11 protein-coding genes and 1 riboswitch are annotated in these 11,826 nt (G+C 69.2%); of the genes, 3 read left to right on the top strand and 8 right to left on the bottom strand.

Going from position 1 to position 11,826, the window contains the following annotated elements; translation table 11 throughout:
• The 8 genes from U9R90_RS09695 to U9R90_RS09730 form a co-directional block, all read right to left on the bottom strand.
• Positions 1-662, bottom strand: a 662-nt coding sequence (locus U9R90_RS09695; RefSeq protein WP_411055984.1) for a trimeric intracellular cation channel family protein, incomplete at its 3' end; no start/stop codon positions are given.
• 55 nt (positions 663-717) lie between these two features.
• Positions 718-1,788, bottom strand: a complete 1,071-nt coding sequence (locus tag U9R90_RS09700; protein WP_411055985.1) for an ABC transporter ATP-binding protein — start codon at positions 1,786-1,788, stop codon at positions 718-720.
• Entirely contained in the window at positions 1,785-2,831 is a 1,047-nt protein-coding gene (locus U9R90_RS09705) for an ABC transporter ATP-binding protein (RefSeq protein WP_411055986.1), read from the bottom strand. The genes U9R90_RS09700 and U9R90_RS09705 overlap by 4 nt, the downstream gene beginning before the upstream one ends.
• A gap of 4 nt (positions 2,832-2,835) precedes the next feature.
• On the bottom strand, positions 2,836-3,789 hold the full coding sequence (locus U9R90_RS09710) for an ABC transporter permease (protein WP_411055987.1): 954 nt from the start codon (positions 3,787-3,789) through the stop codon (positions 2,836-2,838).
• On the bottom strand, positions 3,789-4,793 hold the full coding sequence (locus U9R90_RS09715; protein WP_411055988.1) for an ABC transporter permease: 1,005 nt from the start codon (positions 4,791-4,793) through the stop codon (positions 3,789-3,791). Before U9R90_RS09715 ends, U9R90_RS09710 begins: the two co-directional genes overlap by 1 nt.
• Positions 4,794-4,895: 102 nt before the next feature.
• A complete protein-coding gene (locus U9R90_RS09720; protein WP_411055989.1) occupies positions 4,896-6,575 on the bottom strand; it encodes an ABC transporter substrate-binding protein in 1,680 nt (559 codons plus the stop codon).
• Between the two features lie 177 nt (positions 6,576-6,752).
• Positions 6,753-7,547, bottom strand: coding sequence for an enhanced serine sensitivity protein SseB C-terminal domain-containing protein (locus U9R90_RS09725; protein WP_411055990.1), 795 nt, complete (start codon positions 7,545-7,547; stop codon positions 6,753-6,755).
• A gap of 108 nt (positions 7,548-7,655) precedes the next feature.
• A complete protein-coding gene (locus tag U9R90_RS09730) occupies positions 7,656-8,453 on the bottom strand; it encodes an enhanced serine sensitivity protein SseB (RefSeq protein WP_411055991.1) in 798 nt (265 codons plus the stop codon).
• 149 nt (positions 8,454-8,602) lie between these two features.
• A riboswitch (glycine riboswitch) is annotated at positions 8,603-8,700 on the top strand.
• Between the two features lie 156 nt (positions 8,701-8,856).
• On the opposite strand from U9R90_RS09730, the gene gcvT reads away from it, so the two are divergent.
• From gcvT to glyA, 3 genes are all read left to right on the top strand, one after another.
• The gene (gene gcvT, locus U9R90_RS09735; protein ID WP_411055992.1) at positions 8,857-9,984 is read left to right on the top strand and encodes a glycine cleavage system aminomethyltransferase GcvT; all 1,128 of its coding nucleotides are present in this window, start codon (positions 8,857-8,859) and stop codon (positions 9,982-9,984) included.
• A gap of 120 nt (positions 9,985-10,104) precedes the next feature.
• Positions 10,105-10,482 carry a glycine cleavage system protein GcvH gene (gene gcvH, locus U9R90_RS09740; protein ID WP_411055993.1) on the top strand — a complete coding sequence of 126 codons (378 nt, stop codon included), beginning with the start codon at positions 10,105-10,107 and terminating at the stop codon, positions 10,480-10,482.
• 20 nt (positions 10,483-10,502) lie between these two features.
• Positions 10,503-11,762 carry a serine hydroxymethyltransferase gene (gene glyA, locus U9R90_RS09745; RefSeq protein WP_411055994.1) on the top strand — a complete coding sequence of 420 codons (1,260 nt, stop codon included), beginning with the start codon at positions 10,503-10,505 and terminating at the stop codon, positions 11,760-11,762.
• The last annotated feature ends 64 nt before the right edge of the window (positions 11,763-11,826 follow it).

Raw genomic sequence — 11,826 nt, forward strand, 5'->3', positions numbered from 1 at the left:
CCCTCCACCCCCGCCGACCTGCGGTTCCAGGCGCGCGGCGCCCTCCAGTGGTAGCGGATCGCGAGCAGCCGGAGCACAAACGCGGTCACCGCGGCCAGCGCGTTGGTGGCCGCGTTCAGCACGTCATAGCGGATGCAGAGAGCCACGATCACCGCCCCGACGATCGCCGGTACCGCGTACAGGTCACGGTCCCAGCGCAGCAGCGACGGAGAGTCGTTGGCGAGTACGTCGCGCAGCACACCGCCGCCCACGGCCGTGGCCAGGCCGAGCAGGGCGGACGCGGTCAGGCCGAGCCCGTACTCGTACGCCTTGACCGTGCCGGTGACGCAGAAGAGGCCGAGCCCGGCCGCGTCGAAGACGTTCACGGCGCCGTTGATCCGCTCCACCTCGGGGTGCAGGAAGATCACCAGGGTGGCTGCGAGGAGTGGGGTCACGAAGTAGCCGAGCTCCGTGAACGCGGCCGGCGGCACCGCCCCGATGACCACGTCACGGAAGAGCCCCCCGCCCAGCGCGGTGACCTCGGCCAGCACCGCGATGCCGAAGACGTCGTAGTTCTTGCGTACGGCGAGCAGTGCGCCGGAGATCGCGAAGACGAAGATCCCGGCGAGGTCGAGTCCGTGCTGGACGGAGGGCGAGAAGAGGTCGGTGAGGTCCTGGAACACCCGGCAATTGTGCCGGGTGTTCCAGGACCTCCCGGTCCCGGCTGAAGCGGGAGGCTCAGGGAGCGACCACGCCAGCCGGTTCCTTGCCTTCCTCGGCGTCGTCCTCGACGGCCGCCTCACCGGCCCGCACCACGGTCCCGGCCGCGATCTCGGCGGCGTAGTGGCAGGCCACCTTGTGTCCGTCGCCGAGGTCGGTGAGCGCCGGGCGCTCGGTGTCGCACAGCGTGTCCTGCTTCCACGGGCACCGCGTGTGGAAGCGGCAGCCGGCGGGCGGGTTGGACGGCGACGGCAGGTCGCCCTCGAGCAGAATCCGCTCCCGGTTCTCCTCGACCACCGGGTCCGGGATCGGCACGGCCGACATCAGGGCCTTGGTGTACGGGTGCTTCGGCTCCGCGTACAGCGCGTCGCTGGGCGCCTCCTCCACCAGCGAACCCAGGTACATCACCCCGATGACATCGGAGATGTGCCGCACCACGGCGAGGTCGTGGGCGATGACCACATAGGTCAGGCCCAGCTCGTTCTGGAGCTCCTCCAGGAGGTTGACCACCTGCGCCTGGATGGACACGTCGAGCGCGGAGACCGGCTCGTCGCAGATGATCACGTCGGGCTCCAGGGCCAGCGCCCGGGCGATGCCGATGCGCTGACGCTGACCGCCGGAGAACTCGTGCGGGTAGCGCGACAGGGCGTTCTCGGGCAGGCCGACCTTGTCGAGGATGCGCAGGATGCGCTCCCGCCGCTCCTCCTTGTCGGCGCCGATGCCATGGGCCTCCATGCCCTCGGAGAGCGTCGACTCGATGTTCTGCCGCGGGTCCAGGCTGCCCAGCGGGTCCTGGAACACCATCTGCAGCCGCCGCCGGTGCTTGCGCATCTCCTCCGCCGGGAGCTTGGCCAGGTCGGTCCCGTCGAAGACGACCTCACCGTCGGTGATGTCGACCAGCCGCAGGATGGACCGGCCCAGCGTCGTCTTGCCGCAGCCGGACTCGCCGACCAGGCCGTACGTCTGGCCCGCCTCGACCGAGAGCGAGACGCCGTCGACCGCGTACACATGGCCGACCGTACGGTCGAAGAAGACGCCCTTCTTGACCGGGAAGTGGACCTTCACGCCGTTGAGTTCGAGCAGACTCATGAGGGGGCCTCCGTCTTCTCTACGTCTACGGTGGACACGGTAGGCACGGACTCGGCGGCCGCGGCGCCCTTGGGCAGTACGGGGTTGACGCACCGCACATGGTGGGCGGGCACCCGTGGTTCGGTCAGCTCGACGGCTCCGCTGAGGCAGTCCAGCGTGTAGTAGTCGCAGCGGGGCGCGAAGGCGCAGCCGTCGGCCCAGTCGATCCGGTCGTTGATGGAGCCCCGGATCGGCTTGAGCGGCTCACCGCGTGGCGCGTCCAGGCGCGGGATCGAGCCGAGCAGCCCGTGCGCGTACGGGTGCGTGGGCGACTCGAACAGCGCGTGCCGTCCGGCCGACTCCACCACCTTGCCCGCGTACAGGACGTTGACCTGGTCGCACAGTCCGGCGACCACCCCGAGGTCGTGGGTGATCATCAGCAGTGCGGTGCCCTCCTCGTCGACGAGTTCCTTGAGGAGCTCCAGGATCTGCGCCTGGATCGTCACGTCGAGTGCGGTGGTCGGCTCGTCGGCGATCAGCAGGCGCGGCGCGCAGGCGACGGCCATCGCGATCAGCGCACGCTGGCGCATACCGCCGGAGAGCTGGTGCGGATACTCCTTGAGCCGCCTGGTCGGGTCGGGGATGCCGACGCGGTCCAGCAGGTTCGCGGCTTCCTTGCGGGCCGCGTCGCCCTTGAGCCCCCGGTGCCGGGAGAGGATCTCGGTCACCTGGACGCCGATCGGGACGACCGGGTTCAGCGAGGACAGCGGGTCCTGGAAGATCATGGCGATCTGCGAGCCCCGCAGGTCGCGCATCTGGTTCTGGCTCAGGGTGAGCAGATCCTTGCCGTCGAAGTCGGCCCGGCCCCCGAGCCGTACTCCGCGGTCGGGCAGCAGACCCATCAGCGCGAGCGAGGTGACGCTCTTGCCGCAGCCCGACTCGCCGACCAGGCCCACCACTTGGCCCTGGTCGACGTCGAAGGACACCCCGGACACGGCCTTGACGTCCCTACGGCCACGCCCGGTGAACGTGATGGACAGTTCGTCCACAGAAAGCAACGCCATGTCATCAGCTCCGCAGTTTCGGGTCGAGCGCCTCGCGCATGGCCTCGCCGAGCAGGGTGAAGCCCAGGGCCGTGATGATGATGCCCAGCGCCGGGTAGACCGCGAGCATCGGCGCCTGGTCGAAGTACTTCTGCGACTGGGCGAGCATCACACCCCACTCCGGGATGGCGGCGTCCGGGTTGCCGAGACCCAGGTAGGACAGTGCCGCGGCCTCGATGATGGCGGTGGCCAGGCTCAGGGTCACCTGGACGATCACCGGGCTCAGCGAGTTGGGCACGATGTGCGCGAGGACGATACGCCGTCTGCGCACCCCGAGCGCTCTGGTGGCGAGTACGTAGTCGGAGCCGCCCTGGGCGAGCATCGAACCGCGCAGCAGCCGGGCGAAGATCGGGATCTGCACCACACCGACGGCGATCATGACGGTGGTGAGGCTCTGCCCGAGCACCGCCGCGATGCTGACCGCGAGCAGCAGCGAGGGCAGCGCCAGCATCATGTCGATGAAGCGCATGATGACGGAGTCGATACGGCCGCCGGCCTTGCCGCCGAGTGTGGCGGCGGCGCCGGACACGGTGCCGATCAGGACGCCGATGGTCAGGCCGATCACGGTGGAGACGACACCGACCAGGAGCGTCTGCCGGGCGCCGACCAGAATCCGGGAGAACTCGTCGCGGGCCAGGTGGTCCAGGCCGAACCAGTTCTCGGCGCGCATGCCGACGAAAATGCCCTGGTTGGTACGGACTTCACCGCGCCAGAGCTGGGCGGTGGGGTCATGCGGGGCGACCCAGGGGCCGACGACGGCGAGGATCACGAACATGCCGATGATCACGGCGCCGATGAGGGCCATCTTGCTGGCCTTGAGCCGCCGCATCGCCTCGACCCAGAGGCTGTTGCCCGTGCTGGTCTCGTTCTGGGCGGTGAGTTCGGCGAGCCGGTCTATCTTGTCGGTCTTGGTGCTCATCAATGCACCCGCACTCTCGGATCGATGAGGCTGTAGGCCAGGTCGACGAGCAGGTTGATGATGACGAAGACCAGCGCGATGAACAGGATGAAGCCCACCAGCACGGGGTAGTCACGACCGTCGATGGCACGCTTGAGGAACGAGCCGATACCGCCGAAGGCGAACACCGACTCGGTGAGCACCGCGCCCGACAGCAGGGCTCCGGTGAGCAGGCCGACCGCGGTGACCACGGGCAGCAGCGCGTTGCGCAGCACATGGCGGCCGCGTACGACGCGCTGGTGCAGGCCCTTGGACTCGGCGGTGCGGACGTAGTCCTCGCCGAGCACCTCCAGGACGCTGGCGCGGGTCATCCGGACGATCACGGCGAGCGGGATCGAGGCCAGGGCCACGGCGGGCAGCACCAGGTGGGTGATCGCGTCCCAGGACGCGTCGAACTCCCCGGTGAGGACGCCGTCAAGGACGAAGAAGCCGGTCACCTCGGTGGCGTTGATACCGGTGGACTGGCGGCCGAAGCTGGGGAACCAGCCCAGTTCGACGGCGAAGACGGCGCGCAGCAGGAAGGCCAGGAAGAAGACCGGGATGCAGATGCCGAGCAGCGATCCGGAGACCGCGGCCACGTCGAGCCAGCCGCCGCGCCGCCGGGCGGCGAAGTAGCCGAGCGGCACACCCACGGCCACGGCGAGCAGGATGGCGGTGATGCCGAGTTCGACGGTCGCCGGGAAGCGCAGGACGAACTCGTCCCACACCGGCTGGCCGGTCTGGGTCGAGGTGCCCAGATCGAGTTGGACCAACCGCTTCAGGAAGCGGCCGTACTGGACGTACCAGGGCTGATCGAGCCCCAGCGCGGCTTCGATCTGCCGTACGTCCTCCGCCGACGCCCGCTCCCCCAGCAGGGCCGCCGCCGGCCCTCCGGGAAGCCGGTTCAGCCAGACGAACAGCAGGACCGACAGGCCCAGCAGGGTGGGTATCAGCTGTAGCAGTCTTCGTACGACGAGTCGCAGCACCCCGCATGCCCCTTTCTCACTCTAAGCAGCGCGTCCGCCCGGCCGCCGGGATGGCCGGGGCCGGACGGACGCGCGCTGGTCGGGTGGTACGTGTGGTTCTTACTACTTGAAGGTGATCTCGCCGAAGTTCTCCTGCGTGAGCGGCGAGGTCTTCGGCGGGTTCACGTTCTTGGCGAACGCGATGGTGGGCGGGGACGAGGAGATCGGGACGCCCGGGATGTAGTCCATGACGATCTCGTTGGCCGCCTTGTAGAGCTCGGTGCGCTTGGTGGCGTCGGGCTCCGCGGAGGCCTTCTTCAGGGCGCCGAAGACCTTGTCGTTCTTGAAGCCCCACTGCGGGTCGAAGCTGTCGAACCAGGTGCCGATGAAGTTGTAGCCGTCGTTGAAGTCACCGGTCCAGCCGAACAGGTACATCGGGCACTCACCCGTGGTGACGGCGTTGACGTAGTCCGGGTTCCACTTCATGGCACGCGGCTTGACCTTGATGCCGGCCTTCTCCAGGTCGGCCTTCATCAGCTCGTACATGTCGGCCGGGGCAGGCATGTACGGGCGGGTGACCTCGGTCGGGTAGCAGAACTCGATCGTCGGGTTCTTCTCACCGGCGTCGGCGAGCAGCTGCTTGGCCTTCTTCACGTCGTAGTCGTACGTGGTGACCTTGTCCGAGTACCCGGCCACGGTGTCCGGCATGAACTGGGTGGCCACCACACCGCCCTCGGGCAGCTGGGTGTCGACGATGTTCTTCCGGTCGATCGCGTGCGCGATCGCCTGCCGGACCTCCTTCTTCTTCAGCGGCCCGGCACCCTTGCTGTCCTGGGTGAAGCCCATGTAGAAGATGTTGAAGACGTCACGGACGGGCGTCTGGAAGCCGCCCTTGCTCAGCGTCTCGACATCGGCGGGCGCGACCAGGTCGTAGCCGTGGATGTCGCCGGCCTGGAGCGCCTGGCGGCGGCCCTCTTCGGTGTCGATGGTGCGGAAGACCAGCTTCTCGACACCGGCCTTGTCGCCCCAGTAGTCGTCGAAGCGCTCAAGGGTGATTTCCTTGTTGCCCTTGTTCCAGGTCGAGATCTTGAAGGGTCCGGTACCCGCGACGACGCCGGCCTTCTGGCTGTACTCGGGACGCTTGATCGCGTCGCCCTCGCCGGTGGCGCCCTGCTTCTCGTACGCCTCGACCGACTTCGGGGAGTGGATGGCCAGCGCCTGCAGCGAGAAGCCGCCGGGCAGGTTCGCGGTGGCTTCCTTCACCTTGATGACGGCCGTGAGGTCGTCCTTGGCGGTGCAGCCGTCGTAGTTCGCTTCCGGGGTGTCCTTGTCCTCGTTCTTGGCGAAGCCACCCATGATGGCCCGCCAGTAGTACGCGAGGTCGGCGTTCTGGTCCGAGCCGGTCTTGTTGAACCAGAAGTCGTAGTTCTTGCAGACCGCTTCGGCGGTGAGCTTCTCACCGTCGTGGAACTTCACGCCCTTGCGGAGGTTGAACGTCCACTCGGTCGCCGCGTCGTTGGACGACCACTTCTCGGCGAGACCGCCGACCAACTCCGTGCCGCCCGGCTCGTGTTCGATGAGGGCCTCGAAGGCCTGGCGGGTGACGCGGAACGTCTCGCCGTCGGACGACAGCGCCGGGTCGAGCGAGCTCGGGTCACCGGCCGCTCCGAAGACGAAGGTGTCGCCGCCCTTCTTGCCCTCGCCGCCGTCCTTGTCACGCTCACTGGAGCATCCAGTGGCGACCACAGCGACCGCGAGGGCCACCGTGACCGCACGCGCGGCACCTGTTCTGAGTATTCGCATGGTTTCCCCAGTGATCGGCTGAGCCGAGAGATAGTCAACTTCGCCGCACCATACAGTCACCGCTCACGATGGTGAACGGTCCGCATAGCGGTGATATCCATCTGAGACCCAGGAGACCAACAAACCGGACGCGCAAGGGACATGGCGCCCATAAGCCACGCGCGGTGCGATGAGGGTTCAGTAAGTACTGGGCGCCGCGGGCGGATAGCCGTACCCCGCGGGAGCCGGCGCCGGAGCGTGCGCCTCGCGGTCGTAGAACGGGCGGGTGCTCGCCCGCAGCCACATCACCACCGGGTCGTACGTGTCCGACATCGCGACGGTCGACACCGGCAGCCCGTCCGGGACCGCCACGATCGACTTCTGCATCATCGCGCGCACCGAGTCCACCGACGCGGGGGTGGTGTCGTATACATCGAGCCCGATGGCCAGATACGGCTGGCCGAGCGCGGGCTGTACCCAGGCGCGGCGCAGTGAACGGACCGCGGGGGTGCGGTGGGCGTGCTGGCTGAGCTGGGCGTAGAACTGCGGCAGGTCGATGGTCGGCTCGGACAGCCGCAGCGGGCCCGCGGGCTGCCGGTCCAGGCCGGCCGCGATACGGCGCAGATCGGGCCAGGGGATGCCGACGCCGCCGCCCGGGGCGTGCGGATTGAGCCAGAGGCCGAAGTGGTCCGGGTAGAGGGCGCGGGCGGCGTCGAGGCCGCTGATGACCTCGTGCGCGCGGTTCCAGCCGGAGGCGGCGAGCTCCTGTGCGGAGGTGACACAGGGGGCGTATCCGACGCCGTCGACCTCCATGTTTCCGTACTGGGCGTCGGGCGATCCGGCCTGGCCGTGCCAGAGCAGCATCCAGACCTGCCCGGACGCGGGGTCGGCGAGCGCCCGCAGCAGCGCCTCGTACGCGTCGTAGCGCCCGGGTGTCACCTGGCGCAGCATGTGCTCGATCTGCCCGGCCGCAGCCGCGCCCGACGCGCTCACCGTCGACCGGCCCCCTTTTGCCACAGTCCCGTACACCATTGCCGCTTCTCCCCGTCCCGGGGTGACCCGGGTTATGAAACCAGCTTATGCGGCCGCACCGACAGCGGCTCAGTGCTCCCGGTTGTAGAAGGGCCGCACCTTGTCGAGCATCCAGTCGCCGACGGGGTCCTGGGCCACGTCGAGCAGTACCAGGTTCACCGGCCAGGCCACCGGGACCCGGCCCAGTGCGCGGCCGAGTGCGTCCATGGGGAGGTTACGGGCGGGCCCGTCCCACTGCGAGACCTCCACGCCGACGAACATCACCGGGTCGGCGCCCTCGATGCTCGCCAGGCACCGGCGCGCGGTGCGCACCACGCCCGTGGCCGCGAATTCCTCCGCCGCCACGGACAGGAAGTCCACCGGGTCGACCTGCCAGTCCGGCTCGAAGAGGCGGACCCGGCCGCCGCTGGTGGGGCCGTCCAGCGGGGTGCGCCCGACCCGGCACAGTTCGGCCACCGCCGCGGGCGGCACCGGGATACCGACGGCGCCGTCCGGGTTCACGGCGATCCCGAGCCGCGGGGGCAGGCCGCGGGCGAACTCGACGGCGGGCGCCACGGTGTACGCCATGTGCTCGCCGACCACCTGCTTGAACTGCTGCTCCGAGCTGAAGACCGGCACGTAGGCGGCGCCGCCGAGCTCCACCATGGGCAGGTCGAGGTCGGGGCTGTCCGGGCCGCCGCCCTTGGGCAGCGGCACCCAGAGCCGGCTGCGGCCGAGCACCTCGACGATACGGCCGGCCACGGAGGGTGAAGGTTCGGCGCCGACCGACGCCGCGAGTACCTCTTCGAGCTCGTTGCCCGGCCATCCCTCATACGGAAGGCCGTACGCGCCCGCTGCTCCGTCTGCGCCCTGCGCCGGAATGTCCATCTGCAACCTGCCTGCTCGCCACTGCTCCGTCTGCGCGCCTAGGGCCTGTCCGGCGGACAGACCCTAGGCGCGCATAGACCTTACGCCGGGCCGGGACGAGCCGGGGCGGGACGTGCAATGATGTGCGCGCTAACTGCATACCGGCCGCTTGAATCCGCGCGGGAGAGTTCCTGGCCTTGACCGGCCGGGGCGCCGAAGGAGCAAGACCCTCCCTTGAATCTCTCAGGCCCCGTACCGCGCGGACGAGGCAACTCTGAAAAGCGGGTCGGTCCGTTCCTGGTCCGGCTCCACCCAAGGTGCAAGCCCAGTCCACGCGTCCGTGTGGCCGGGGCGAACCTCTCAGGTTTTGATGACAGATGGGGAGGATTTCGTCCTCGCCAGTCATGCCCTGGGAGCCCTAACGATGAGCAACGCCCCCCGTCTCACCGCACTCGACGCCCTGCACAGGTCGCTGGGCGCGACCATGACCGACTTCGCGGGCTGGGACATGCCGCTGCGGTACGCCAGTGAGCGCGACGAGCACAACGCCGTACGCACCAAGGCCGGTCTCTTCGACCTCTCGCACATGGGCGAGATCACGGTCACCGGGCCGCAGGCCGCCGACCTGCTGAACTACGCCCTGGTCGGGAACATCGGCTCGGTCGGCACCGGCCGCGCCCGCTACACGATGATCTGCCAGGAGGACGGCGGGATCGTCGACGACCTGATCGTCTACCGCCTGGCCGACACCGAGTACATGGTCGTCGCGAACGCGGGCAACGCCCAGGTCGTCCTGGACGCCCTCACCGCCCGTGCCGAGGGCTTCGACGCCGCCGTACGGGACGACCGGGACGCGTACGCGCTGATCGCCGTACAGGGTCCGGAGTCCCCCGGCATCCTGAAGTCGGTCACCGACGCCGACCTGGACGGCCTGAAGTACTACGCGGGCCTGCCGGGCACGGTCGCCGGGGTGCAGGCCCTGATCGCCCGCACCGGCTACACCGGCGAGGACGGCTTCGAGCTGTTCGTGGCGCCCGCCGACGCCGAGAAGCTGTGGCAGGCGCTGACCGAGGCGGGGTCTTCGGCCGGGCTGATCCCCTGTGGTCTTTCCTGCCGGGACACGCTGCGCCTGGAGGCGGGCATGCCGCTGTACGGGCACGAGCTGACCACCGCCCTGACGCCGTTCGACGCGGGCCTGGGCCGGGTCGTGAAGTTCGAGAAGACCTCGCACGGAGACGACTTCGTCGGCCATGACGCGCTGACCGCTGCCGCCGCCAAGGCCGAGACCGCGCCGCCGCGCAAGCTGGTCGGGCTGGTCGCCGATGGCCGCCGGGTGCCGCGCGCCGGATACCCGGTGGTCGCCGCCGACGGCACGGTGATCGGCGAGGTCACCTCCGGTGCGCCGTCCCCGACGCTCGGCAAGCCGATCGCGATGGCGTACGTGGACGCCGCGCACGCCGCGCCCGGTACGGCCGGGGTCGGCGTGGACATCCGTGGCAAGGCGGAGCCGTACGAGGTCGTCGCGCTGCCGTTCTACAAGCGCCAGAAGTGACGCATCGCACGTCCCGTCCGACCGCGTCACGTCTGACCACGTCCGTCGCGTCGTTCACCTTGGGTACCTCTTGAGTACCTCGTTCACCATCACTCCCCCGCGTACAGGAGAATTCAGGCCATGAGCAACCCCCAGCAGCTGCGCTACAGCAAGGAGCACGAGTGGCTGTCGGTCGCCGAGGACGGCGTATCGACGGTCGGCATCACGGAGCACGCGGCCAACGCGCTCGGTGACGTCGTCTTCGTCCAGCTCCCCGAGGTCGGGGACACCGTCACCGCGGGCGAGACCTGCGGTGAGCTGGAGTCCACCAAGTCGGTCAGCGACCTCTACTCGCCGGTCACCGGTGAGGTCACCGAGGCCAACCAGGATGTCGTGGACGACCCCGCACTGGTCAACTCCGCCCCGTTCGAGGGCGGTTGGCTGTTCAAGGTGCGCGTCACGGAGGAGCCGAAGGACCTGCTCTCCGCGGACGAGTACACCGAGTTCTCCGGCTCCTGAGCATCCAAGGACGTAGGCCCATGTCTGTTCTCAACACGCCCCTGCACGAGCTCGACCCGGACATCGCCGCCGCGGTCGACGCCGAGCTGGACCGCCAGCAGTCCACCCTCGAGATGATCGCCTCGGAGAACTTCGCTCCGGTCGCGGTCATGGAGGCCCAGGGCTCGGTCCTGACCAACAAGTACGCCGAGGGCTACCCCGGCCGCCGCTACTACGGCGGCTGTGAGCACGTCGACGTGGTCGAGCAGATCGCCATCGACCGCATCAAGGCGCTGTTCGGCGCCGAGCACGCCAATGTGCAGCCGCACTCGGGCGCCCAGGCCAACGCGGCCGCGATGTTCGCGCTGCTGAAGCCCGGCGACACGATCATGGGTCTGAACCTCGCGCACGGCGGGCACCTGACCCACGGCATGAAGATCAACTTCTCCGGCAAGCTCTACAACGTGGTCCCGTACCACGTGGACGAGCAGACCGGCCAGGTCGACATGGCCGAGGTCGAGCGCCTCGCCAAGGAGTCCAAACCGAAGCTGATCGTGGCCGGCTGGTCGGCGTACCCGCGCCAGCTGGACTTCGCCGCCTTCCGCCGGATCGCCGACGAGGTCGGCGCGTACCTGATGGTGGACATGGCCCACTTCGCCGGCCTGGTCGCCGCGGGGCTGCACCCGTCCCCCGTACCGCACGCGCATGTGGTCACCACGACCACGCACAAGACGCTCGGCGGCCCGCGCGGCGGGGTGATCCTGTCCACGCAGGAGCTCGCCAAGAAGATCAACTCCGCGGTCTTCCCCGGTCAGCAGGGTGGCCCGCTGGAACACGTCATCGCGGCGAAGGCCGTCTCCTTCAAGGTCGCCGCGTCCGACGACTTCAAGGAGCGCCAGCAGCGCACCCTGGAGGGCGCGCGGATCATCGCCGAGCGCCTGGTCCAGGAGGACACCAGGGCGGCGGGCGTGAACGTGCTCACCGGCGGTACGGACGTCCACCTGGTCCTGGTCGACCTGCGCGAGAGCGAGCTGGACGGCCAGCAGGCCGAGGACCGCCTCCACGAGGTCGGCATCACGGTCAACCGCAACGCGGTCCCGAACGACCCGCGGCCGCCGATGGTCACCTCGGGTCTGCGGATCGGTACGCCCGCGCTGGCCACCCGCGGCTTCGGCGCCGATGACTTCCGCGAGGTCGCGGACATCATCGCCGAGGTGCTCAAGCAGTCGGCCGACACCGAGTCGCTGAAGGCCCGGGTCTCCGCCCTGGCCGCGAAGCACCCGCTGTACCCGTCGCTGTAACGAGCCTCACAGCGATGCGAGAGGGGCCCGGCCCGCGGGCGTCCACGGGCCGGGCCCCTCGCCG

This window comes from Streptomyces sp. E11-3 (genome assembly GCF_046540415.1).
Lineage (GTDB): Bacteria > Actinomycetota > Actinomycetes > Streptomycetales > Streptomycetaceae > Streptomyces.

Coding starts and splice junctions, on each gene's coding strand:
- U9R90_RS09705 (WP_411055986.1), bottom strand. CDS start 2,831: ATGGCGTTGCTTTCTGTGGACGAACTGTCCATCACGTTCACCGGGCGT.
- gcvT (WP_411055992.1), top strand. CDS start 8,857: ATGAGCAACGCCCCCCGTCTCACCGCACTCGACGCCCTGCACAGGTCG.
- gcvH (WP_411055993.1), top strand. CDS start 10,105: ATGAGCAACCCCCAGCAGCTGCGCTACAGCAAGGAGCACGAGTGGCTG.
- U9R90_RS09700 (WP_411055985.1), bottom strand. CDS start 1,788: ATGAGTCTGCTCGAACTCAACGGCGTGAAGGTCCACTTCCCGGTCAAG.
- glyA (WP_411055994.1), top strand. CDS start 10,503: ATGTCTGTTCTCAACACGCCCCTGCACGAGCTCGACCCGGACATCGCC.
- U9R90_RS09720 (WP_411055989.1), bottom strand. CDS start 6,575: ATGCGAATACTCAGAACAGGTGCCGCGCGTGCGGTCACGGTGGCCCTC.
- U9R90_RS09730 (WP_411055991.1), bottom strand. CDS start 8,453: ATGGACATTCCGGCGCAGGGCGCAGACGGAGCAGCGGGCGCGTACGGC.
- U9R90_RS09710 (WP_411055987.1), bottom strand. CDS start 3,789: ATGAGCACCAAGACCGACAAGATAGACCGGCTCGCCGAACTCACCGCC.